Below are 21,580 nucleotides of genomic sequence, written 5' to 3'. Positions count from 1 at the left end.
GGCACCGCGTCTAGGATCGTGCCCGGAAGGAACAGCAAAATGGCAGCCAAACGGCTTCTCGTCCTCGGCGCTTGCGGGGACATCGGACAGGGCATCGTCCGCGGCGCGCACGCACAGGGCTTCCGGCTTGTCGCCGGGGACCGAAACGCCGAGCGCCTTGTTCGCTATGATGACGGCTCAGGCATCGCCACCGTGGTCGGCGATCTCGGCTCGGTCGAGGCCGCGATCGCATTGTGGGAGGCAGCGCAGGTGCCGTTTGGGGGCATCGATGCAGTCGCCATCGCGGTCAATGCACCCAATGCGGCAAAGCCCCTGCTCGAATGGTCGAGCGCCGAAATGGCGGAGGTCTATGCGTCCAATTTGCTGACCCATTTCCATGCGATCAAGGCGATGCTCCCACGGCTGCCACGAGACGGGATGCTGATCGGGATCGGCGGCGGCACAGCGGACTTCATCCTCCCCAAAATGGCTCAGCTTTCGATGCTCCAGGCGGCACAACGGATGATGTACCGCGGCTTCGCCAGAGAATATCGCGACGGTGCGCAGATACGCGAGCTCATGCTGATCAGCATGATCAATGGCGAGCGCAAGCGCGACATCGCCGAACCGCATTGGGTGATGGACACCGAGGTCGGTGAGCATGTCTGCGCGATCATCGAAGATCCCGAAACCTTCGCCGGACCGATCCTGAGGCTGGAATCACGCGACCAGATCGGCAAACCCGAAACGGCACGCGAAAGGGCTTCTGCATGAGCGGCCCCGTCCTCAAGGCCGAGCGTGAGGGGCCGATCCTGATCCTGACGATCGATGATCCCGCGACGCGCAATGCGCTGAGCCCCGAGCTGACGCGCGCGCTGGTTGCCGCCTGCGCCGAAGCCAATTCGGACATGAGCGTCAGCTGTGTGATCTTGACGGGTGCAGGCGACGTGTTCTGCGCGGGCGGCAACATCAAGGACATGTATGCCCGCGCAAATCACTTCGCAGGCAATGCGGCGGAAATCCGCCGGACCTATCAGGCCGGCGTGCAGACGATCGCGCGCGCGCTGTATGACCTCGAAGTCCCCTCGATCGCGGCGGTCAATGGCGCAGCGATGGGCGCGGGGATGGACTTCGCCACGATGTGCACCATGCGCATCGCGTCGGAACGGGCAAAGTTCGCGGAGAGCTTCATCAAGCTCGGTCTGACTTCGGCGGCCGGCGGCGCATGGTTCCTCAATCGCGCGATCGGCGCATCGGCTGCGGCGGAACTGGCGCTTACCGGTGACACGATCGATGCTGCACGTGCGCTCGAGATCGGGCTTGTCAGTGGCGTGGTGCCGCACGCCACGCTGCTCGATGAAGCCAAGGCACTCGCGAAGCGGATCGCCCGGCATCCCGCCCATTCGATCCGGCTCAATACGCGATTGCTGCGCAGATCGGCGCGGCTCGATCTGTCCGCCGCACTGGAGATCGCATCGGCGATGCAGGCCGTCGTCCAACAGACTGACGATCAGCATGAGGCGGTCGCGGCTGCGGTGGAAAAGCGCCCGCCCGCCTATAAGGGCAAGTGATGGATCCGCTCGCGGTATATCGGCTGGATGACCGGCTCGCTGTCGTTACCGGGGCCGCATCCGGCATCGGGCTCGAAACGGCACGCTTCTATGTCGCGATGGGCGCAACGGTCGTGATGGCCGATATCGACGGAAAGATGCTGGCCGCACGCGCAGCCGAGATCGGCAAGTCCGCGCATGCCTTCGCAGCCGATCTGTCCGCCCCCCAGGCGCTCGAACGGCTGGCCCGGTTCGCCGCGTCCATTGCCCCGATCGATATCTGGGCGAATGTCGCTGGCACAGCGGGCCTGTTCGATCTGGTCGATGCTGAACCGGAGGCCTATGCGCGCATCGCGCGGATCAACATGGACGGCACCTATTGGGGCTGCGCCGCCGCCGCACGCGCGATGGGGACGCGAGGGGGCACGATCATCAACGTGTCGTCCAATGCCGCGGACCAACCGATGGCGGGCCTGTCGGTCTATGCGATGACCAAGGCCGCGGTGAACATGCTGACGCGCAGCCTGGCGGTCGAGCTTGGGCCGAAGCAGATACGCGTCAATGCCGTCGCGCCGGGCTTCGTCCTGACCGGGATGACCGGTCAGGCGCGAATGACGGCGGACAAGCTTGAGGAAACGCTCCGCCGCAACGCTGCCCGTTCGCCGATCGGCGCAACCGGCGAGCCTGCCGACATCGCCCATGCCATGCTCTATCTCGCCTCCGATGCCAGCCGCTATGTCACCGGTCAGATCCTGCGGGTGAATGGCGGCGCGACCATGCCCGGATAGGCGTTCTTGACGCTGTTTCAGCATCCCCGTGATGCTTGCCTTGCGCTGGTTGCCCCCTGAGCGCGCCGCGTCATACCGGATCGGGAGACTTCGATTTCGGGGAATAATTTCGTGACCAATCCAATGAACCTGTCAGGCCGCACCATCCTGATCACGGGAGCTGCACAGGGGATCGGGCTGGCGACCGCACAGCTTTGCGCTGCGCTCGACGCCAATGTCATCCTGCTCGATCGCAGCGAAGAACAACTCGACGCGGCGCTGGCATCGTTCGATTCGGGCAAGGCGATGAAGATCGCCGGCAGCGTCACGGATCGCGCGTTCGTGAAACAGGCTGTGGCGGAGGCCGCTGCGCGCTTCGGCGGTATCCATGGCCTGGTGAACAATGCGGGCATCACCCGCACTGCGATGATCGACAAGATGACCGCCGATGACTGGCAGGCGGTGATCGACGTCAACCTGACCGGCGCGTTCAACATGCTTCAGGCGGTCGGCATGGACATGATCGCTCGCGCCAAGAGCGGCGAGAGCGATCCCGGGGCCATCGTCAACATCTCGTCGGATGCGGGCCGCAAGGGCACGATCGGCCAGATCAACTATGGCGCGGCCAAGTCCGGCGTACTGGGCCTGACCATGTCGGCCGCACGCGAATGGGGCCGCTACGGGATCCGCACCAACTCGGTCGCCTATGGTATCGTCGAGACGGACATGACCGAGACGGTGCGCAGCGAAAAATTCCGCGATCGCTATCTCGCCAATATTCCGCTCGGCCGGTTCCTGACCAAGGAGGAGGCGGCCAATTCCATCGCCTTCCTGCTGTCTCCCGCCGCCGCCTTCATCACCGGACAGCATCTGTCGGTGAATGGCGGTTCGCACATCACGGCCTGAGCCTATGTCCGCAACCGCCCTTCATCTGGACCTGCCCGAACTCCCCGAAGCCGCCGAGACGCTGCGTGCGAAGGTCCGCGCTTTCGTCGCACGCGAACGCGCGGAAGGGCATTTGCCGCCGCCGGAAAAGATCGGCCTCGGCTTCGATATCGAAACCACCAAGCGGATCGCGGCACAGGGATGGATCGGCCTGACCTGGCCCAGGCAATATGGCGGCGGCGAGCGAACCGCGCTCGAGCGCTATGTGATGAACGAGGAGCTGCTCGCCGCCGCACTCCCTGTCGGCGCACATTGGGTAGCGGACCGGCAGAGTGGTCCGGTTCTGCTCAAGTTCGGAAACGACGCGCAGAAAGACTTCTACCTGCCCCGGATCGCTGCGGGTGACTGCTATTTCTGCATCGGGATGAGCGAGCCGGAATCGGGGTCCGACCTCGCCTCGCTCAAGGCGCGCGCGGAAAAGGTCGCGGGCGGCTGGCGCATCAACGGGCGCAAGATCTGGACCACCAATGCACACCGCGTTCACTACATGATCACGCTCGTTCGGACCTCGACGGTCGAGGGTTCGCGCCATGCCGGTCTCAGCCAGCTGATCGTCGATCTCAAGACGCCGGGCGTCACCATCAGTCCGATCATCTCGATGGCCGGCGAACATGACTTCAACGAGGTGCTGCTCGAGGACGTGTTCGTCCCGGACGACGCGTTGATCGGGCAGGAAGGCAATGGCTGGAACCAGGTCTCGGCCGAACTCGCTTATGAACGATCCGGACCCGAACGGTGGCTGTCGAGCTTCCGGCTGGTCTCCGAACTGATCGACATTCTCGGCCCGGACGCCCAGCCGGCGAGCCTTGAGGAACTCGGGCGGCTGCTCTCGCATCTCCTATCGCTGCGCCAGCTTTCAATGTCGGTAGCCAGCATGATCCAGCGCGGATTGTCACCCAATCTCGAGGCCTCGATCGTCAAGGACCTCGGTACCAAATTCGAGCAGGAGGCGGTGCGCGTCGTGCGCAACCTCGTCGCCTCCGAAGATCTGACTGCCAATGGCCGCAATGCGCGGCTGGGGCGCCTGCTGAGCCATGCGCAGGTCTATGCACCCGCCTTCACCATTCGTGGCGGTACCAACGAGATTTTGCGCGGGATCATCGCGCGGGGGATTGGCCTGAGATGAGCGAGAACCGCGCATTCTTCCGCGAAACGGTCGAACAGATCCTTGCCGACACGCTCGACCAGAGCCGGATCGAGGCGAGCGAACAGCGCACGCTACCGGCGGCGCTCTACGAAGCCCTGGAGGAGAATGGCGTCACCCGAATGCTGGTACCCGAGGGCCAGGGCGGGATCGGCGCGGATATCGGCGATTCCTTTGCGATCCTGCGCGCCATGGGTGCCGCTGCTGCACCCGGACCGATTGTCGAAACGATGCTGGGCAACAAGCTGCTGGCCGAGGCCGGACTTGACCCCGCAGACGGGTTGATCGCGCTTGCCTTTGCCGACGATGGCGCGGCCATGCTGCATGCGGTGCCCTGGGGCGGCGGCGTCGATCATGTACTGGCGGTCACCCCGTCCGGCATTTCGCTGAGCGCCTCGGCCAATTGGGACATCGAACCTGCGCTCGATGCGGCGGACGAGCCGCGCGACACGCTGAGAGGCTCACTCGGCGCGATCGTCGCGCTCGACACGTCCGCCGCGTTGCGCACCGCCGCCATTCTGCGCGCGGGGCAGATGTTGGGCGCGATCGAATGGACGCTGGCACGCAGCATCGATTACGCGGGCGAGCGCAAGCAGTTCGGCCGTGAAATCTCGAAATTCCAGGTGATCCAGCAGATGCTGGCCGAGCTCGCCGCGCATATGCTCGCATCCGCCGGTATTGCCGAAGCAGCGGCGGACGCGGCCAGCGAAACGCTCATCGCTGCCGCTCGCTCGCGGCTGGGCGATGCCGCCGACGCCGCGATCGGCATCGGCCATCAGGTTCATGGCGCGATGGGGTTCAGCAAGGAATATGCGCTCAACCACCGCACGCGCCGGCTGATGGCCTGGCGGGACGATTTCGGCAGCGTCCAGTTCTGGCGCCGCCGCCTCGCCGGCGGGTTCGTGACCTGCAGCCGCGAGGAATTCTGGCCGGCGATCGCCGATGCCGGCAACCGGCGCGCAGCCTAGAATGCGCGACTGGTCGCCCGAACGCATCGTCGACCGGTTGCAGATCGAGGAGCAGCTCTATCTCTATTGCCGCGCGATCGACCGGATCGACATGGCTCTGCTCGCGAGCGTATTCCACCCCGACGCAATCATCGACAAGGGCGATGGTGCGGTGCCGGTGGCGGATTTCATCGCGACGGTCGCGGCGCGCCACCCCGGCGTTCCCCGTGCGTCGCATATGGTGGCCAATCACCTGATCGAATTCACCGCGGCCGACACCGCATTCGTCGAAAGCTGGTGCCTCGCCGTCGAGCAGCATAGGGGTACCCCGGCGGTCGATCGCATCTACCGTGTCCGCTATGGCGACAGCTTCGCTCGGCGCGACGACGGCTGGCGGATCGCGCATCGCAGCTTCGTTGTCGATCATGTGCTGAACGCGCCGGTCGACCCCGCGCTGATCCTCGACATGGGCGGCCGCTATGAAGGCCAGCGCGACCTCGACGATGTGATCGAAAGGCTGCGGCGGGGCGCTTCGGCGCAGCCCTGACCGGTCAATCCAGTTCGATCGCCCTGGTCACCGATTTGGTCAGGCCAAAGCTCGGCATCGCCATGCTGTGCTTGCCGACGCCGCCTGCCACATAGAGGAGATAATCCTCCGGGCGCGACACCAGCGGCACGAACGGATCACTCACAGAGTCACGGTTGAACGGCGCCATGGCGTCGTAATTGTCACGGGTGATCCCGACCAGTCGGGACAGCGTGTTGCCCGCGTTCGCGAACAGATATTCCTGAACCTCGCGCAGACCGATGCCGTCGCGCGCGATCGTGTCGGCATGTTCGGGGCCGATGCAGATCGCGACCTCGCCATGCCCGAGATAACTGTTGTTATGGCCCAGCGTCGAGATCGTGCTGACGAAGGTCTTGAGGATGCCCGCTCCATCCTCGCTGGTATGATTATTAATCTCATGGGGCGCTTCGGAGCCGTGAACAGTGACGGTACTTACTCCGGGGTCGAACCCTCGGCGGACGTGCAGCGGCTCCCAGGGCGATGCCATCTCGTTTTCGCCCATGCAGAAGGAGAATTTGGCGGGCGTGCCATGCGTTGCGCGGTCGCCATTTCCCGGTGATCCTCCGGCGATATTGATGAGGATCAGGCGGATCGCCCGTCCGATGGTCGCATTGGCACGCCAGCCCGGCCCCATGCAGTTATAGCCCGAGTTGATGCGCAGCCGCTCGACCGCGGGACCATTGACGACCAGCATCGGCGTGACGGGATGGGTGGTGGCGTTGATGCCATAGAGATTGAATTCGTCCTCCAGCATCGCCTCGCACGCGGCAATCAGCACGGGCAGATATTCGGGACGGCAACCTGCCATGACTGCGTTGACCGCGATCTTCTCGATCGTCGCCTTGCCGTAACCCGGCCCCATCGCGCCAAGCGACTGGCCAGCATCGCGGCGTGTCCCGGCCAGCATCCGCGCCACCCGCGCTTCAGTCGGCGGGATCACGGGCAGCCCGTCGGTCACGCCCAGCTGATAGAGCGCCTCGTTCGCCGCCTCGAAATCGAGATCGTCGGCCAGGTCGAGAAATCGGTCGTCGGTCATGGATCAGATCTCGCAGAACATGTTGCTACGCGCGAAATTGTTGCTCTCGCCGATATAGCGGTCGGTATAGTCGCTCTCGAGCTGCGCCGCGCTGCCGGTCAGGACCCGCACCACCTGTTCGATCATCCCGTGCGCACGTTCGATAACGATTTCTGCTGCGACGTCGCCCATCGGGTGGGGCACCATCACGATTGGAAGTCCGGGCAGGCCCAGTGCGATCGCCTCCTGCTGCCCGAGCACCACGAAAGCGTCGCTGTTGACGGTCGCGGTCGGCACGCCGCGCTTCTCCAGCGTCACGCCGTCATGGATGCACCAGGACGTGCACGAGCCGCAGTCGCCATAAGCGTTGATCACCGCATCGCACGCCGCCAGTGCGTCCAGCATCGCCGCGGGAGCGCCGGGCGACGAGCTGATCTTGCGGTAGAAATGCACGTCCGCGACGCCATAGTCGCGCTGCAGGATCTCGCCTGCCGCCTTGAGCAGCAGCGCCGCATTCTTCTTGGTGTTGTCGAGCAGGCCGATCCTCTTGCCGTTCAGCGTATCGAGCCGCGGGGCGATGGGATGGCGCTCGACGCTGTTCGTGCCGATGGGACTGAGCAGGCGGCCGGTCATGCACTCTCTCCTTCGCCGGTGACGATTCTCCGTCCATCTTCCCGGATCAAGCAACCGGGCGTTTGATCACACAGGTGATGGGCCGGATCGCTGCTGCGATGCTATCGTCGGCACATGATCGTCGATGCGCAGATCCATGTCTGGGGAGCGGATTGTCCCCAGCGTCCATGGCCGCGCGCCGGCACGGATGGCCGGACCGCTCGGGCCCAGCGCGACAATCCGATGACCGCGGTCGAGGCACTGTCGGCGATGGACGCAGCATGCGTCACCCGCGCAATCCTTGTCCCGCCTTCCTGGGAAGGGGAGCGCAACGACCTCGTCCTCGCCGCCGCCGCGGCGCACCCGGACCGCTTCGCGGTGATGGGGCGCCTCCCGCCCGATCTGCGTTCGCTGGCCCGGTGGCGGCATCAGCCCGGCATGTTGGGCGCCCGGATCATCCTGGGTGCCGAGACTGTCGATCACTGGCTTTGGGCGGAAGCGCAGGCGCAGAATGTCCCGCTCATGATCGCCCCTGCCGGCAAAGTGCCGCTGCTCGCCCGCATCGCGCGTGAATATCCCGCGCTGCGGCTGATCATCGATCATATGGGTGCGCGGGTTCACAAGACTGGCGCAACGGCGTTCGCGCAGGTTGAGGAGGTGATCGCGATGGCCGCGCTGCCCAATGTCGCGATCAAGGCGACCTGCCTGCCCGGCTACAGCGCGGCGGGCCATCCCTGGCCCGACGTCACCCCCTATCTGCGGCGGCTGTTCGACGCTTTTGGCGCCGAACGGACCTTCTGGGGATCGGACCTCAGCCGCCTGCCCTGCCCCTATCCGATGCTGGTGCGCTTCTTCCACGAGGAGCTGCCCTGGCTCAAAGGACAGGCGCGCGATCAGGTCATGGGCGGCGCAATCCTGCGCTGGCTGGATTGGAACCAGCACCGGTCACATCCGCCAACAAACGGCAAAGGAATTGCATCGCCATGACGAAGCTTCAGGACATTCCGGTAAGAACGATCGATGGCCGCGAGACGCGGCTCTCCGAACATGCCGGCAAGGCGCTGCTGATCGTCAACACCGCCTCCAAATGCGGCCTGACCCCGCAATATGAAGGACTTGAGGCGCTGTACCGCGCCTATCGCGACCGGGGGTTCGAAGTGCTGGGGTTTCCCTCCAACGATTTCCGCGGGCAGGAGCCGGGAACGGATGCCGAGATCGCCGACTTCTGCCAGTCCGCCTACGCCGTGGATTTCCCGATGTTCGCCAAGATGGTCGTGGCGGGCCCGGACAAGCACCCGCTCTACGCTGCCCTGACCGAGGCGCAGCCTGCCGCCGTCAGCACCAGCGGCGGCGCGATGCGTGCCAGGCTGGAGAGCCACGGCATCGCGGTGAACCCGGCACCCGAAGTGCAATGGAATTTCGAGAAGTTCGTGGTCGCTCCGGACGGCAGCGTCACCGCCCGGTTCGCGCCCGATACGCTGCCCGCCGACCCGGCGATCCTCGCAGCGATCGAAGAACAGCTTCCGCGCTGATCGAGCATAGATGTGCGCAATCGGCGCGCAGGCGTGACCGGCGTCTGGGCTTGACCCATCATGCCCGGAAACAAGGAAATGAGGCCAGGGATGAGGACAGTCGACACGGTTGCTGCGGAAACCGACGTCCAATCGGCGGTTTCGCCGCGCATCGCCTGGTTCAGCGTGACGATCCTGCTGCTCGTCGCGATCATGTCGTATCTCGACCGGCAGATCATCTCGCTGATGGTCGAACCGATCAAGGCCAGCCTCGGCGTCAGCGATTTTGAGATCGGACTGCTCCAGGGCGTGGCGTTCGGCCTGTTCTATGCCGTGTTCGGCTTGCCGATCGGATGGCTGGTCGATCGCTATTCGCGGCGCAAGATCATCTATTTCGGTATGACTCTGTGGTCGCTGGCGGCCGGTGCTTGCGGGCTCGCTTCCACCTACACCCATTTGCTTCTGGCCCGTTTCGGCGTAGGTGTCGGGGAGGCGTCGCTATCGCCCGCTGCCTATTCGATGATCGCCGACCTGTTTCCGCCCAGACGCCTGGCGCTGGCGCTGGGCGTATTCGCGACGGGATCGTCGATCGGCGGCGCGCTCGCCTATATGGCAGGGGGCGCGCTGATCGCGAAGTTCGAGGCGATGGGTGCCATGGCATTGCCCGGTGTCGGCGTGCTGGAGCCGTGGCAGCTGGTCTTCCTCGTCACCGGGCTGCCCGGCGTCGGCATCGCCGCCCTGATGTTCCTCGTTCCCGAGCCGGTTCGCCGGCACCGCAAGCTCGACCTTGACGCTCCCGATCGGGGCGTGATGCACTTCCTCCTCGCCAACCGCCGCTATTTCATCTGTCATTTCCTCGGCTTCGGGCTGGTCGCGGTCATGGCCTACGGCACTGCGGCCTGGGCACCGGCGATGCTGATGCGCCGCTACGGCCTCGGTGTTGCGGAGGTCGGCATCATTCTCGGCACCGTCGGCGCGCTCAGCGGCATTCCCGGTTTCATCTTCGGTGGCTGGTTCGTCGATCGCTGGTTCGCGCGCGGCCAGCGCGACGCGCATCTGCGATACTTCGTCTATGCCTGCCTGATCGGCGTCGCGATGGCGATCATCGCCTTCCAGCTTGCCGATGGCATCCTCTGGCTGTTCATCCCGGCCTATGCGCTGCTCCATTTTCTGCAACCATTCACCGGCCCGGCCGTCGCGCACCTCCAGATCGTGACGCCCAACGAATATCGCGGGCGCATTTCCGCGTTGTTCGTGCTGGTGTTCAACCTGATGGGCATGTGCCTTGGACCGCCCTCGGTCGCGTTCATCACAACCTTCGTGCTTCACGATCCGATGCAGGTCCATTGGTCGCTGACGATCATGTATGTGGTTGTAGGTCTCTGTGCAGCCGCCCTGTTCCGGCTGGCGCTGGCACCTGCGCGGCGGGCGGCGGAGGCCGTGGCATGAAGCTGGCCGGGCGACGGATCCTGATCACCGGCGCGGCCTCCGGCATCGGTCGCGCGACGGCCGAATTATTCGCTCGCGAAGGCGCGGCGCTGGCGCTGCTGGATCGCAGCGACGACCTCTTGCGATCGGCGGCCCAGGCAAGCGGTGGAACGGCGGTGCTCGCCGATCTGGCGGACGAAGCTCAATTGCTCGCGGCCGTAGCGAAGGCGGCCCAGGCGATGGGCGGAATCGATGGCATCGTGAACGGTGCGGGCATCGCCGGATCGCAGCCGCTCGACGCGCTCGACCGCGAAAGCTGGGACCGGTTCGTCGCGATCAACCTGACCGCGCCCTATCTGATCTGTCGCGCGGCCTTGCCCCATTTGCAGGTCACCGGGAACGCGACGATCGTCAACATCGCCTCGGGACAGGCGCTGTTGCCCAACGCGCCGGGCATCGCCGCCTATGCTGCGACCAAGGCGGGGCTTGTCGCCTTCACCAAGGCACTGGGCGCGGAGCTCGCACCCCGGATCCGCGCCAATGTCGTCGCCCCGGGTATCGTCGATACGCCGATGGTCCAGGGCGTGCTCGGTGGCTATGCCAGCCCGGACGACGCGCCATTCGTCCAGCAATATGCCATGAAGCGGGTCGCGCGCCCGTCCGAGCTGGCCGAGGCGATCCTGTTCCTGAGCAGCGAAGCGTCCTCCTATGTCACCGGCACGGTGCTGGCAGTCGATGGCGGCCGCACCTTCCACTGATCAGATGCGGATCTTCGCATCGTTCCAGTAGCGCGCGCGCAAGTCGCGCTTGAGCAGCTTGCCGTTGGGCATGCGCGGCAGCGCCTCGACAAAATCGACGCTGCGTGGGCATTTGTATTTGGCCAGCTTCGACTGGCAGTGCGCCACCAGTTCGGCGGCCAGTTCAGCCGACGCCGACTGTCCGGCCGCCAGCTGCACCACGGCCTTCACCTCTTCGCCATATTCGGGATGGGGCACACCGATCACCGCGACATCCTCGATCGCCGGATGGACGGCGAGCACATTCTCCGCCTCTTGCGGGTAGATGTTTACCCCGCCGGCGATGATCATGTTGGTCTTGCGGTCGGTGAGGTAGAGATAGCCCTCCTCGTCCAGATATCCCATGTCGCCGATCGTGGTCCAACCGTTGCGGTCATGCGCTTCGGCGGTCTTGGCCGGATCATTATGATATTCGAACACCGTCCAGTCCGACGCGAAATAGATCACGCCCACCTCGCCGGCCGGCAGCACCGCGCCATCCTCCCCGACGATCCGGACATCGGGCGAGCGCCCCACCGAACCGGGATGTGCCAGCCATTCCTGCGGCGTGATCGCGGTCAGGCCGTTGCCTTCGGTCGCGGCGTAGAATTCGTAGAGCACCGGCCCCCACCAGTCGATCATTGCCCGCTTGGTATCCTGCGGACAGGGCGCCGCGGTGTGGACCGCATGCGTGATGCTGCTGATGTCATAGCGGTCGCGATCCGGCGCCTTGAGCATGCGGATCATCATCGTCGGCACCAGCCAGGCCTTGTTCACCCGGTATTTCCCGATCGCCTCGAGCGCCTCGAGCGGATCAAAGTCGCGCATCAGCACGACCGTTCCGCCCGACCGGTGGGTCGACATCGCGAAATTGAGCGGCCCGGCATGGTATAATGGCGAGGGGTTGAGGCAGATCGTCTCCGCGTCCCAGGCATAGAGGCCGCGAAGCATCTGGTCGCCCGCGCCAAGCTGGCCGAACGCCGCGCCCGTGATGCGGCGCTTGATTCCCTTGGGTCGCCCGGATGTGCCGGACGAATAGATCATCGAGGAACCTTCGAGCGACGCATAGTCTGCCGCCGCTGGCGGGTCGCCGTTTTCGGGCGCAAACCCGGAGGGGCCGCCGCGATCGCACAACCAGATCGCCACATCGGCACAGGTCTCGGCCACCCCTGCCAGCACGTCGCGCCTTGCCTCGCTCGACAGGATCGCGCGTGCACCGCAGTCCTGCACGATATAGCTGACCTCGTCGGCGGTCAGATGCCAGTTGACCGGTGTATAATAGAGGCCGGCGCGCTGCGCGGCCCAGGCCGCGACCATGAAGTCCGCGCGATTTTCCATCAGGATCGCGACATGGTCCTCGGCCTTGATGCCATGTGCCGCAAGCTGGCCGGCCAGCGCATGCGAACGCGCCTCGAGTTCGGCATAGGTCAGCAGCGTGCCCGCACCAGCCATGATCACCGCAGGCCGGTCGGGCGTCTCCTTCGCGTGGTGCGCGAGATGCGGCAGCGTCGCTTTGCTCATGAATTCCTCTCCGGCTTTGCGCCACCCTTTGCCGCATCTCGTACAGGAACAAGAGCCAAGGCCGCTCCATCACCCATATGCTGAATGACGCGACGATATGGGCGCGCGGGCAAGGCTGGCCTATCCCGCCACCATGACCCCACGATATCCCAAGATGGAATTCGGCTCGGTCGATCCGCACTGGTCGCGCAACAGCGAGCTGGCGCAGCATTACAATGCGGCGTCGATCGTACCCTCGCACATCGAGCCCTATCTGGTCCGGGTGATGCTCAAGGCGCAGCCCAGCGTGGCAAGTCACAACCCGCAGCTCTCCCGCGACATCGAGGTCTTCAACAAGCAGGAAGTCGAGCATTGCAAGCGCCACAACGCTTTCAACAAGATGCTGCGCGAAAAGGGTTATCCCGGCCTGATCGATTTCGAGAAGCGGATCGCCGCAGAATATCGGGACTGGCTCGAGAACCGGTCCCTGCGCTTCAACCTTGCTTATTCGGAAGGCTTTGAGGCGATCGGATCGAGCAATGCGGAAACCTTCTTTCAGGTCCTTCCGCTGCTCGAGCGCAGCGCCGACCCGGCTGCACTCGAGCTCTGGAAATGGCATCTGGCCGAAGAGTTCGAGCACCGGCACGTCTGTTTCGACGTCTATCACACGCTTTACGGGCGCGGCCCGCTTGCCTGGCTCTATCGCTGCTGGGGCTATCTCTACGCCTATCGCCACCTGACCCGCTTCATGGACGGCGTGGCCGATTATCTGATCGCGATCGACCGGGAAAGCATGTCGGAAGCGCAGCGGGAGAAGTCGAAGATCAGGGTCGCGAGCCACCGCAAGATGACCCGCAAGCGCGACCTGAAACAGATGCTCACCGTGCTGTCGCCCTTCTACAACCCGTCTCGCAAACGGGCTTCGGCGGCGATGACCGCCTATCTCGCATCGCTCGCCCCGCCGGGCTGAGCCAGCGACCGCAGCATATCCGTGATCGTTCGGTTCCAGGAAGGAATTGACGTTTCGTCACATTGAACCGCGCGGCAGGATGCCGGGACGTCCGGCGGGTTCGGTAATTGGCTCAGCCGGACGGACAGCAAAACAAAGCAAAACATCATGGGGAGGAACGTCGCATGACCCGCTTCACACGAATCCTGTTGGCACCGCTCGTCATGGGCATCGCCGCGGGCACGGCACCTGCATTTGCCCAGACCAGCGCGCCTGACGCCCAGGTCGATCCGCAGCTCGAGCGTGGCACGCAGGAAATCGTCGTCACTGCGCGACGTCGCGAAGAACGGCTGCAGGACGTGCCGCTCGCGGTGACCGCGCTCACCTCGGACTCGCTGGTCGAAGCGAACATCGTCTCGGTCGCGGATCTGCCCCAGAAGGTGCCGGGCCTCACGATCCAGCCCTCGGCATTCGGCTCAAACGTGCTTCAGGTCGCGATCCGCGGCCAGCGCCAGTTCGATCCCTATATTACCAAGGATCCGGCGGTGGCGGTATATTTTGCCGATGTCGTGCAGAACCGTCCGCAGGGACTGAACTCTGCCTTTTTCGACGTGGCATCGGTTCAGGTGCTAAAGGGGCCGCAGGGTACGCTGTTCGGCCGCAACACCACCGGCGGCGCGATGCTGATCACGCCGCAGGCGCCGACCGACCGGTTCGAGGGCTATGTCGTCGGCGGCTACGGTAACTATGATGCCTGGCGGCTCGAAGGCGCAGTGAACGTCCCTCTGGCAGACTGGGCCAAGCTGCGCGTCGCCGGATCGCTCCAGCGTCGCGACGGGTTCACCAACAATGTCACCACCGGCCAAAAGCTCGATGACGAGCACAAGGACAATTGGCGGGTGTCGCTGACCCTGTCGCCGGCGGATGGCATCGAGAACCGGACGGTTGTCAGCGGGTTCCGCGCCGACGAAAACGGCATCGGCTATAAGCTGCTCGGCCGGCTTCCGGGGATCGGCTTTGGCTCCGCCCCCCAACGTGGTCGCAGAACTCGACCGGGTGAACGCGCTCCCGTTTCACAGCACGACCAGCGACCTTGTCCTCGAGACGAAGATCAAAACCTTCTCGGTCTCCAACGTGACCGAAATCGACATCGCCCAGGGGGTCACGCTCAAGAATATCGCAGGCTATCGCTTCGTAAGTTCCAGCATCCCGTTCGATCTCGACGGGTCCAGCCTGACATTCACCGATGCAGCCGGCAGCATCATTCCCTACTTCCCGTCACGTGAAGACATGACGGTGCGGCAATATAGCGACGAGCTTCAGCTGCTTGGCACGATCTTCGACGGCAGCCTCGACTATATTCTGGGCGGCTTCTATTTCCTTGAGCGCGGCAGCGACCGCCAGCAGACCGGCGGCCAGGGCGGTGTCTCCGCCGGCGGGATTTATCAGGGCGACCGCGTCACCTTCGCTGACCCGGTCCGCAATCAGAGCTATTCGGCCTTTGCCCAGTTCACCTGGCGCCCGGCCTTCGCGCCCGGGCTTTCATTCACCGCAGGTGGACGCCAGACCCATGATCTTCGCCAGCTCACCACGCGCAACATCGTCAGCAATGGCAGCTGCCGCCTGGTCGACGGCGCCGGCGTGCCGCTGAACCCGTGCATGACCTCCTATTCGAAGAGCTATGACAAGTTCACCTATTCGCTCACCGCGGACTATAAGATCGCCCGCGGTGTGCTGGTCTATCTCGCCCATCGTACCGGCTACCGCACGGGTGGCTTCAACATTTCCGCGACGACGCCGGCCCAGTTCACGCCGTTCCTGCCCGAGGACGTGACCGACTATGAAATCGGCGTGAAAACCGATTTCCGCATGGGTAACGGCAAGGGACGGTTGAACATCGCCGCCTATACCCAGGACTATCGCAACATCCAGCGCAACCAGGGGTCGCTCATCAACGGGGTCTTCACCCAGACGATCGTCAATGCGGCGGAAGCGACGATCAAGGGCTTCGAGGTCGAGCTGCAGCTTCAACCGGTCGATTTCATCGATTTCGGCGTCAACATCGCCCATGTCGATGCAGCCTATCGCAGCTGGATTGCCAACGGCGTCGATCTTTCCGGCTCACAATTTGCCGGAACGCCGGAATGGACGATCGGCGCCAATTTCGGGCTGCGTATACCGCTTGGCAATGCCGGAGAGCTCGCGCCGCGGGTCGATCTCTACCATCAGACAAAGACCAACATGTCCGACAATAACTGGGTCGCGGCGCAACAGCGCGTGTCGCCGACGTCGATCATGCGTGACTATACGCTGGTGAATGCGCGGGTCGACCTGCGCGATATCGGCGGCAGCCGCATCAGCGCCAGCCTATGGGCGAAGAATCTGCTGAACGCCGAATATATCGCGAGCGGCACCGAGCTGGCCAATACGGGCCTTGGCTACACCGCAGGGTTTGTCGGTGCGCCACGCACCTATGGCTTCGAGGTCCGGTTCGACTTCTGAAGGGATAGGCGTCGAACAGAAAAGGGGAGCCGGTTTCGACCGGCTCCCCTTTTCATTACCGATGGGAGGCGGGGTTCAGGCCGGCTCAGTTTCGGCGAACAAGCGCCGGATCGCACCCAGATCGGCCTTGAGCGACGTCGTGCGCGGCAGCTGGTCAAGGATGAGGATGCGGGCCGGCACATGGTGCACGACCAGCATCTTCTTGGCGTAGTCGCGCAGCGCTTCCTCGCCGACGCGCGGTGCGCCGTCGCGTAGCTCGACCGCTGCGACAGGAACCTCGCCCAGCCGCGCGTCGGGCAGGCCGACAACGGCCGCGTCGAGGACCGAAGGATGCTCCTGCAATGCCGAAACGATCTTTTCAGGCAGCACCTTGAACCCGCCCCGGACGATCGCACCGTCACCGCGTCCGCGGTGAAAGACGAAGCCATCCACATCGATCGTCACCAGGTCGGTGGTGCGGATCCAGCCCTCCTTCACCACCGGCACGATCGCTTCGAGATATCCGACCTCGCCGGCAGCCACGGGTTCGCCCGTCTCGGGATCGGTGACACGCAGTTCGATGCCGGGGAGCGCCTTTCCAATCGCGCCGCGCTTGGTGTCGCGATAGGCTTCATAGAGCGCCGGGGTCCAGCTGATGATCGTCCCGCAAAACTCGGTCGCGCCATAAGCCCAGATGACCTTGACGTCATAGGCGGCTTCGAACTCATCCTGAAGCTCGGGCGAAAAGGCCGCGCCGCCGCCAAAGAAATATTGAACGCTCGCCATGTCCTCCCGCGTCACGCCCGCGTCGAGCGCCATTCGCGCAACCGTCGGCGGGCCGCTCAGGAATTTGGGGCGATGCTTGCGAACCGCCTCGATCCACTCGGGCACGTTGAACTTGTCGAGCAAGGTCGTGTGACGTTCGAGCATGACCCCGGCCACCAGATTGCACATCCCGCCAATGCCGCCATAGGGCCAGGTCAGAATATCCGGCTCGGGATCGATGCCCGTCCGCGCTGCGGCGACACTCTCCACGGCACGCGTCAGCATGCGGAAGGGAAACAGGATACGTTTCGGCTTCCCGGTCGTGCCGCTCGACAGGATCTCGATCCCGCGTTCCCCTTCGATCAAGGGACGGGGCCCGGGTTCCATCCGTTCAAAACCCGCCGCCGCCTCGATCGCGATCGCATCGTGGTCGAGCAGGATCGCGGCGGCGCCCGTTGCACGAACCGCCGCTTCGAGCGCCGGTGTCCAGTCCCGCATGTCCGCGATTACCGCGCCGAACCGCGTTTCCTCGACTTCTGCCGCCATCGCTTCGGGCGACTGGATTGCGTAGATGGTGGTCAGTGCCCTCCCATAGGCAATGAGTCCGAGCATTGCCGCCGCGTGAAGCGGCCGATTGCGCACGACGACACCGATTCGAGCATCGTGCGGAACCTGCGCCGCATCGAGGAGCGAGATCGTCCGTTCGGCAAGCGCGTTGATCTCGCCGCGTGGGTAATCGCGCCGGCGATATTCAAACAGGTTATGAGCCGGCGCGCCGTTCAGCGAGGCTCGCAACTGCGCTATGAAATTCATGCACCTCACCTTCATGGTCCGCATCGAATCTATCCCGCCCGGCCGCAGCTCGAAAGCCAGGGACCGCGAAACGGCGTATTCAGCATAAGGCTGATGCTTCGGCCGATGTGGACAAGATATTGGTCAACCTGGCCAACAAGGCCGTATGGCAAATCAATGTGCGCGTAGTGGCAATGGATGAGGTCAGGCCGCAACGGCAAAGGCCAGGCCTGTTGGGACGGTCAGGGTATCGCCAGTGACGGCGCCGCCGCTGCGCGCTCCAGCAGGGTCCGAACCCGCCGCGACGGTCGCGACGCTTCCTCGCGCGCCACCAACTCAAGCTTGGGAACAGGACAGATGACGATCGGCTATGATGTGGTGATCGTGGGGGCCGGACATGGCGGCGCGCAGGCGGCGATCGCGCTGCGCCAGGCCAAGTTCGAGGGGAGCATCGCGGTCATCGGCGACGAGCCCGAGCTGCCCTATGAGCGCCCGCCGCTGTCGAAGGAGTATTTCTCGGGCGAGAAGGCGTTCGAGCGCATCCTGATCCGCCCCGCTGCCTTCTGGGAAGAGCGCAAGGTCGAAATGCTGCTCGGCCGCCGCGTCGCCAGCATCGACCCCGAGGGCCACAGCGTCACCACCGCTGATGGCGCGACGATCGGCTATGGCCATCTGATCTGGGCGGCGGGCGGCTCGCCGCGCCGGCTCGGCTGTGGCGGCGGCGACGCCATGGGCGTCCACACGGTCCGCACCCGCGCCGATGCCGACCGGATGGTCGCCGAACTGCCCGACGTGACCCAGGCGGTCGTGATCGGCGGCGGCTATATCGGGCTTGAGGCTGCGGCGGTGCTTGCCAAGGCTGGCAAGAAGGTCGTGCTGCTCGAAGCGCTCGACCGGGTGCTGGCGCGCGTCGCGGGCGAACCGCTGTCGCGCTTCTTCGAGGGCGAGCATCGCGCACATGGCGTTGACGTGCGGCTGGGCGTCGCGGTCGACTGCATCGAGACCGTTGACGGCAAGGCGACCGGTGTGCACCTCAAGGACGGCGAAGTGATCCCGGCGGAAATGGTGATCGTCGGCATCGGCATCATCCCGGCGGTTCAGCCGCTGATCGATGCCGGGGCCGAGGGCGGCAACGGCGTCGCGGTGGACGGACATTGCCGCACCTCGCTGCCCGATGTCCTCGCAATCGGCGACTGCGCGCTCCACGCCAATCATTATGCCGACGACATGCCAGTGCGGCTGGAATCGGTCCAGAACGCCAACGACCAGGCGACCGTCGCCGCCAAGACCATCGCCGGGGTCGAGGCGCATTATGATGCGGTGCCGTGGTTCTGGTCGAACCAGTACGACTTGAAGCTCCAGACCGTCGGCCTTTCGACCGGCCATGACGCCAGCGTGGTGCGCGGCGATCCGGCAACGCGCAGCTTCTCGGTCATCTACCTGAAGGACGGCCACGTCATCGCCCTCGACTGCGTCAACGCGACCAAGGACTATGTCCAGGGCCGCAAGCTGGTGGTCGAGCGGCTCACAATCGATCCGGTGAAGCTCGTCGACGCGGAGACAGCGTTGAAGGAGTTGGCCGGCTAGGATCGTAGCTCCGCCCTTCACATGAGGGGGACTGGCGATCCGAAGTACCCTCGTGCCGGTGCCCGGGCATTCATTGGCCAAGTATCAAGGATCCCTTGGCCAAAGCCGAGACGCGCCTTGCCTCCGGCCTCTCGGATCCTCGGTTGACGCCACAAGTGCGATTGCCGCCGTCCCCCCACAAACGCGCGCCCTCTTGAACCTCAACGAGTCGATTTCCTATTCTCGTTTCGAGCGGGGATTTTGGAAACGGAGGGACGAGAAATGCCCCGGCAAGACGCCGAATATTATGCGGCCCGTGCGAAGCAGGAGCGGGCCATGGCGGAGGCAGCGAATGATAGCTGCGCCCGCCGGACGCATCAGATGCTGGCGGAGCATTACCAACGCATAGCGGATGGTGCCTTGCGCGAGATCGGGCCGCTCGAACGGGCATAGTGTTGAGGATTACCCGCCCAGCTGAAATGCGCCCCCCACTTTCACCATAGAATTAATGGTTTACGAGATCCGAAAGCGGTCCTTTAATGCAACTGGCGCCGGCCCCCGGGAGCCGACGCCAGTACATATGATCAGATGACGGTCTATTCAGAGCCCTTCGCCGCCTTCTCGATTATGGCGGCGACGGCGGCCGGTTTCGAGACATAGAGCGCGTGGCTGGCCGCGACCTCCTCGACCTTGGCGCCGGCGCGGGCAGCCATCTGGCGCTGTGCCGCGGGCGGGATCATCTTGTCCTCGCTCGCCACCAGATACCAGCTCGGCTTCACCCGCCATGCGGGGGTGGTCACCTTGCCGTCCAGCGCGGCGACGCCCCAGGGAACCTGCGAGTCCGCCATGAACGCCGCGAGATCGGGGCGGACATCGGCGGCGAATGAGGCCGCGAACCTGACCTTGTCGAGGAACAGGAAGCCGTCCTTGGGCGGCAGGATCGGCGGCACAGGCGCACCCGGCACGGGGTTGGCGATCAGGCTCGACACCGACTCGCCTTTGTCCGGCGCGAAGGCGGCGATGTAGACGACGCCGGCGACCTTGGGGTCGGTGCCCGCTTCGGAGACGACCACCCCGCCATAGCTGTGGCCGACCAGGATCACCTTGCCCTCGGCGGCGGCGATCGCACGCTTGGTGACCGCGACGTCATCCTCGAGCGAGAGGGTCGGGTTCTGGACGATGGTCACCTTGTAGCCGTCCTTCTTGAGGATCTTGTAGACGTCCATCCAGCCCGAGCCATCGACGAAGCCGCCATGGACGAGAACCACCGACTTGACCGGCTCACCGGCCTTGTCCTGGGCGATGGCGGGAGCCGCACCCAGAGCGAGCGAGGCAGCGGCAGCGAGAAGCTTGTTCGACTTGGTCATGATCAGTCTCCTTCCTTAATTTGCTGCGATATTATTTATCGCGATAAATGTTTACTACTCTTCACATCGCGGCCTTGTCCAGCAGAAAATTATCGCGATATGTATTTTTGTGATAAGAGATTGATTCGGAAGTGAGGATTTGATGACCCAGACCACCAGCGAACCGCTGCCGCTCGACGCGCAGCTCTGTTTTTCGCTCTATTCGACGACGATCGCGATCAACCGGCTCTACAAGCCGATGCTCGATCTGCTCGGCGTGACCTACCCCAATATCTGGTGCTGAGCACCTTGTGGGAGAAGGACGGCCAGACGATCTCGGCGATTGCCGACCGGCTGGCGCTCGAGCCAAGCACGATCACGCCGCTGATGAAGCGGCTCGAGGCCGCAGGCTTCGTCTCGCGTCAGCGCAACCCGAACGACGAACGCCAGGTGCAGGTGTTCCTCACCGCCAAGGGCAAGGCCCTGCGCCGCGAGGCCTCGTGCCTCACCGATGCGCTGCTCGAAAACTCCGGATTGAAGGTTGAGGAGATGATCGCCCTCAACGATCAGGTGCAGCGTTTGCGCGGCGCGCTGGGAGGAAAATCGTAAGCAGCTGCCGTGGCATTCAGCCAAGTGCCGGATCGATCTCCGAGCATATGCGGGCGACAAGCCCGATCCCGAGCAAACCGGCGCCATCTCAGAATGCAAGCTACATGCGAACCGGCGCTGGGTATTGGAAGCGGCAATGACCGCGAAGTAAGGCTTCAGATTGCACGCGACAGCTTTGCGCCTCGTTGCGGCCCTTTGAGCCAGACGGTTCAAGCTGGAAGACTGCCGCCAGTTCAGCCCGGCTGTAAACGCCCGTATTCATCCTCGTCCGCCGTGTCATCGATGATAGCCTCTGTGTGCATCAGACGGCGGTTCGCTGTTCGACATGGT

22 protein-coding genes and 1 pseudogene are annotated in these 21,580 nt (G+C 64.3%); 18 read left to right on the top strand and 5 right to left on the bottom strand.

Annotated features, from left to right (window positions below; translation table 11 throughout):
- The first annotated feature begins 39 nt into the window (after nt 1-39).
- The 7 genes from LRS12_RS09600 to LRS12_RS09570 all read left to right on the top strand — a co-directional run bounded on the left by LRS12_RS09600 (nt 40) and on the right by LRS12_RS09570 (nt 5,879).
- Nucleotides 40-753, top strand: a complete 714-nt coding sequence (locus tag LRS12_RS09600) for an SDR family oxidoreductase (protein WP_257844398.1) — start codon at nt 40-42, stop codon at nt 751-753.
- Nucleotides 750-1,550, top strand: coding sequence for an enoyl-CoA hydratase-related protein (locus LRS12_RS09595; protein WP_257844397.1), 801 nt, complete (start codon nt 750-752; stop codon nt 1,548-1,550). The genes LRS12_RS09600 and LRS12_RS09595 overlap by 4 nt, the downstream gene beginning before the upstream one ends.
- A complete protein-coding gene (locus tag LRS12_RS09590) occupies nt 1,550-2,317 on the top strand; it encodes an SDR family NAD(P)-dependent oxidoreductase (RefSeq protein ID WP_257844396.1) in 768 nt (255 codons plus the stop codon). Before LRS12_RS09595 ends, LRS12_RS09590 begins: the two co-directional genes overlap by 1 nt.
- Nucleotides 2,318-2,428: 111 nt before the next feature.
- Nucleotides 2,429-3,202, top strand: coding sequence for an SDR family NAD(P)-dependent oxidoreductase (locus LRS12_RS09585; RefSeq protein ID WP_257844395.1), 774 nt, complete (start codon nt 2,429-2,431; stop codon nt 3,200-3,202).
- 4 nt (nt 3,203-3,206) lie between these two features.
- Complete coding sequence (locus LRS12_RS09580; RefSeq protein WP_066580656.1) at nt 3,207-4,367, top strand: acyl-CoA dehydrogenase family protein; 1,161 nt, start codon at nt 3,207-3,209, stop codon at nt 4,365-4,367.
- Nucleotides 4,364-5,353, top strand: coding sequence for an acyl-CoA dehydrogenase (locus LRS12_RS09575; protein ID WP_066580654.1), 990 nt, complete (start codon nt 4,364-4,366; stop codon nt 5,351-5,353). The genes LRS12_RS09580 and LRS12_RS09575 overlap by 4 nt, the downstream gene beginning before the upstream one ends.
- A gap of 1 nt (nt 5,354) precedes the next feature.
- Nucleotides 5,355-5,879, top strand: a complete 525-nt coding sequence (locus tag LRS12_RS09570; protein WP_257844394.1) for a nuclear transport factor 2 family protein — start codon at nt 5,355-5,357, stop codon at nt 5,877-5,879.
- Between the two features lie 4 nt (nt 5,880-5,883).
- Here LRS12_RS09570 and LRS12_RS09565 read toward each other — a convergent pair whose 3' ends face one another.
- Together LRS12_RS09565 and LRS12_RS09560 are read right to left on the bottom strand one after the other, a co-directional pair.
- On the bottom strand, nt 5,884-6,936 hold the full coding sequence (locus LRS12_RS09565; RefSeq protein WP_257844393.1) for a hypothetical protein: 1,053 nt from the start codon (nt 6,934-6,936) through the stop codon (nt 5,884-5,886).
- Between the two features lie 3 nt (nt 6,937-6,939).
- Nucleotides 6,940-7,548 (bottom strand): UGSC family (seleno)protein, encoded by a 609-nt coding sequence (locus LRS12_RS09560; protein ID WP_257844392.1) that lies wholly within the window; start codon nt 7,546-7,548, stop codon nt 6,940-6,942.
- A gap of 114 nt (nt 7,549-7,662) precedes the next feature.
- On the opposite strand from LRS12_RS09560, the gene LRS12_RS09555 reads away from it, so the two are divergent.
- From LRS12_RS09555 to LRS12_RS09540, 4 genes are all read left to right on the top strand, one after another.
- The gene (locus LRS12_RS09555) at nt 7,663-8,514 is read left to right on the top strand and encodes an amidohydrolase (protein ID WP_257844391.1); all 852 of its coding nucleotides are present in this window, start codon (nt 7,663-7,665) and stop codon (nt 8,512-8,514) included.
- The gene (locus LRS12_RS09550; protein WP_257844390.1) at nt 8,511-9,059 is read left to right on the top strand and encodes a glutathione peroxidase; all 549 of its coding nucleotides are present in this window, start codon (nt 8,511-8,513) and stop codon (nt 9,057-9,059) included. The genes LRS12_RS09555 and LRS12_RS09550 overlap by 4 nt, the downstream gene beginning before the upstream one ends.
- 90 nt (nt 9,060-9,149) lie before the next feature.
- Nucleotides 9,150-10,487, top strand: a complete 1,338-nt coding sequence (locus tag LRS12_RS09545) for an MFS transporter (protein ID WP_257844389.1) — start codon at nt 9,150-9,152, stop codon at nt 10,485-10,487.
- Complete coding sequence (locus LRS12_RS09540; RefSeq protein ID WP_257844388.1) at nt 10,484-11,224, top strand: SDR family NAD(P)-dependent oxidoreductase; 741 nt, start codon at nt 10,484-10,486, stop codon at nt 11,222-11,224. The genes LRS12_RS09545 and LRS12_RS09540 overlap by 4 nt, the downstream gene beginning before the upstream one ends.
- Here LRS12_RS09540 and LRS12_RS09535 read toward each other — a convergent pair whose 3' ends face one another.
- On the bottom strand, nt 11,225-12,763 hold the full coding sequence (locus tag LRS12_RS09535) for an acyl-CoA synthetase (protein ID WP_257844387.1): 1,539 nt from the start codon (nt 12,761-12,763) through the stop codon (nt 11,225-11,227). It lies immediately after the preceding gene.
- 133 nt (nt 12,764-12,896) lie between these two features.
- On the opposite strand from LRS12_RS09535, the gene LRS12_RS09530 reads away from it, so the two are divergent.
- From LRS12_RS09530 to LRS12_RS09520, 3 genes and pseudogenes are all read left to right on the top strand, one after another.
- Nucleotides 12,897-13,712: a metal-dependent hydrolase gene (locus tag LRS12_RS09530; RefSeq protein WP_257844386.1), complete on the top strand. Its 816-nt coding sequence runs from the start codon at nt 12,897-12,899 to the stop codon at nt 13,710-13,712.
- A gap of 164 nt (nt 13,713-13,876) precedes the next feature.
- Nucleotides 13,877-14,359 (top strand): annotated as a pseudogene (locus tag LRS12_RS09525) (TonB-dependent receptor plug domain-containing protein); the annotation flags it as partial.
- Nucleotides 14,360-14,825: 466 nt separating this feature from the next.
- The gene (locus LRS12_RS09520; protein WP_257844385.1) at nt 14,826-16,193 is read left to right on the top strand and encodes a TonB-dependent receptor; all 1,368 of its coding nucleotides are present in this window, start codon (nt 14,826-14,828) and stop codon (nt 16,191-16,193) included.
- A gap of 75 nt (nt 16,194-16,268) precedes the next feature.
- On the opposite strand, the gene LRS12_RS09515 is transcribed toward LRS12_RS09520, so the two are convergent.
- A complete protein-coding gene (locus LRS12_RS09515) occupies nt 16,269-17,750 on the bottom strand; it encodes a class I adenylate-forming enzyme family protein (protein WP_257844384.1) in 1,482 nt (493 codons plus the stop codon).
- Nucleotides 17,751-18,086: 336 nt separating this feature from the next.
- Between LRS12_RS09515 and LRS12_RS09510 the strand changes: the two genes are divergently transcribed.
- Entirely contained in the window at nt 18,087-19,316 is a 1,230-nt protein-coding gene (locus LRS12_RS09510) for an NAD(P)/FAD-dependent oxidoreductase (protein WP_257844383.1), read from the top strand.
- 261 nt (nt 19,317-19,577) lie between these two features.
- The gene (locus LRS12_RS09505; RefSeq protein WP_257844382.1) at nt 19,578-19,748 is read left to right on the top strand and encodes a hypothetical protein; all 171 of its coding nucleotides are present in this window, start codon (nt 19,578-19,580) and stop codon (nt 19,746-19,748) included.
- Between the two features lie 143 nt (nt 19,749-19,891).
- On the opposite strand, the gene LRS12_RS09500 is transcribed toward LRS12_RS09505, so the two are convergent.
- On the bottom strand, nt 19,892-20,662 hold the full coding sequence (locus tag LRS12_RS09500; protein WP_257844381.1) for an alpha/beta hydrolase: 771 nt from the start codon (nt 20,660-20,662) through the stop codon (nt 19,892-19,894).
- A gap of 142 nt (nt 20,663-20,804) precedes the next feature.
- Here LRS12_RS09500 and LRS12_RS19980 point away from each other — a divergent pair, with 142 nt between their 5' ends.
- On the top strand, nt 20,805-20,945 hold the full coding sequence (locus LRS12_RS19980; RefSeq protein ID WP_308222998.1) for a hypothetical protein: 141 nt from the start codon (nt 20,805-20,807) through the stop codon (nt 20,943-20,945).
- A complete protein-coding gene (locus LRS12_RS09495) occupies nt 20,939-21,250 on the top strand; it encodes a MarR family transcriptional regulator (protein ID WP_308222997.1) in 312 nt (103 codons plus the stop codon). The genes LRS12_RS19980 and LRS12_RS09495 overlap by 7 nt, the downstream gene beginning before the upstream one ends.
- Nucleotides 21,251-21,580 lie beyond the last annotated feature (330 nt).

It is taken from the genome of Sphingomonas sp. J344 (assembly GCF_024700005.1).
Classification (GTDB): domain Bacteria; phylum Pseudomonadota; class Alphaproteobacteria; order Sphingomonadales; family Sphingomonadaceae; genus Sphingomonas.
The sequence above is the reverse complement of the archived record's forward strand: the minus strand, read 5'-3'. Positions and strand labels throughout refer to the sequence as shown.

Coding starts and splice junctions, on each gene's coding strand:
- LRS12_RS09600 (WP_257844398.1), top strand. CDS start 40: ATGGCAGCCAAACGGCTTCTCGTCCTCGGCGCTTGCGGGGACATCGGA.
- LRS12_RS09595 (WP_257844397.1), top strand. CDS start 750: ATGAGCGGCCCCGTCCTCAAGGCCGAGCGTGAGGGGCCGATCCTGATC.
- LRS12_RS09590 (WP_257844396.1), top strand. CDS start 1,550: ATGGATCCGCTCGCGGTATATCGGCTGGATGACCGGCTCGCTGTCGTT.
- LRS12_RS09580 (WP_066580656.1), top strand. CDS start 3,207: ATGTCCGCAACCGCCCTTCATCTGGACCTGCCCGAACTCCCCGAAGCC.
- LRS12_RS09575 (WP_066580654.1), top strand. CDS start 4,364: ATGAGCGAGAACCGCGCATTCTTCCGCGAAACGGTCGAACAGATCCTT.
- LRS12_RS09570 (WP_257844394.1), top strand. CDS start 5,355: ATGCGCGACTGGTCGCCCGAACGCATCGTCGACCGGTTGCAGATCGAG.
- LRS12_RS09565 (WP_257844393.1), bottom strand. CDS start 6,936: ATGACCGACGACCGATTTCTCGACCTGGCCGACGATCTCGATTTCGAG.
- LRS12_RS09560 (WP_257844392.1), bottom strand. CDS start 7,548: ATGACCGGCCGCCTGCTCAGTCCCATCGGCACGAACAGCGTCGAGCGC.
- LRS12_RS09555 (WP_257844391.1), top strand. CDS start 7,663: ATGATCGTCGATGCGCAGATCCATGTCTGGGGAGCGGATTGTCCCCAG.
- LRS12_RS09550 (WP_257844390.1), top strand. CDS start 8,511: ATGACGAAGCTTCAGGACATTCCGGTAAGAACGATCGATGGCCGCGAG.
- LRS12_RS09545 (WP_257844389.1), top strand. CDS start 9,150: ATGAGGACAGTCGACACGGTTGCTGCGGAAACCGACGTCCAATCGGCG.
- LRS12_RS09540 (WP_257844388.1), top strand. CDS start 10,484: ATGAAGCTGGCCGGGCGACGGATCCTGATCACCGGCGCGGCCTCCGGC.
- LRS12_RS09535 (WP_257844387.1), bottom strand. CDS start 12,763: ATGAGCAAAGCGACGCTGCCGCATCTCGCGCACCACGCGAAGGAGACG.
- LRS12_RS09530 (WP_257844386.1), top strand. CDS start 12,897: ATGACCCCACGATATCCCAAGATGGAATTCGGCTCGGTCGATCCGCAC.
- LRS12_RS09515 (WP_257844384.1), bottom strand. CDS start 17,750: ATGAATTTCATAGCGCAGTTGCGAGCCTCGCTGAACGGCGCGCCGGCT.
- LRS12_RS09510 (WP_257844383.1), top strand. CDS start 18,087: ATGACGATCGGCTATGATGTGGTGATCGTGGGGGCCGGACATGGCGGC.
- LRS12_RS09505 (WP_257844382.1), top strand. CDS start 19,578: ATGCCCCGGCAAGACGCCGAATATTATGCGGCCCGTGCGAAGCAGGAG.
- LRS12_RS09500 (WP_257844381.1), bottom strand. CDS start 20,662: ATGACCAAGTCGAACAAGCTTCTCGCTGCCGCTGCCTCGCTCGCTCTG.
- LRS12_RS19980 (WP_308222998.1), top strand. CDS start 20,805: ATGACCCAGACCACCAGCGAACCGCTGCCGCTCGACGCGCAGCTCTGT.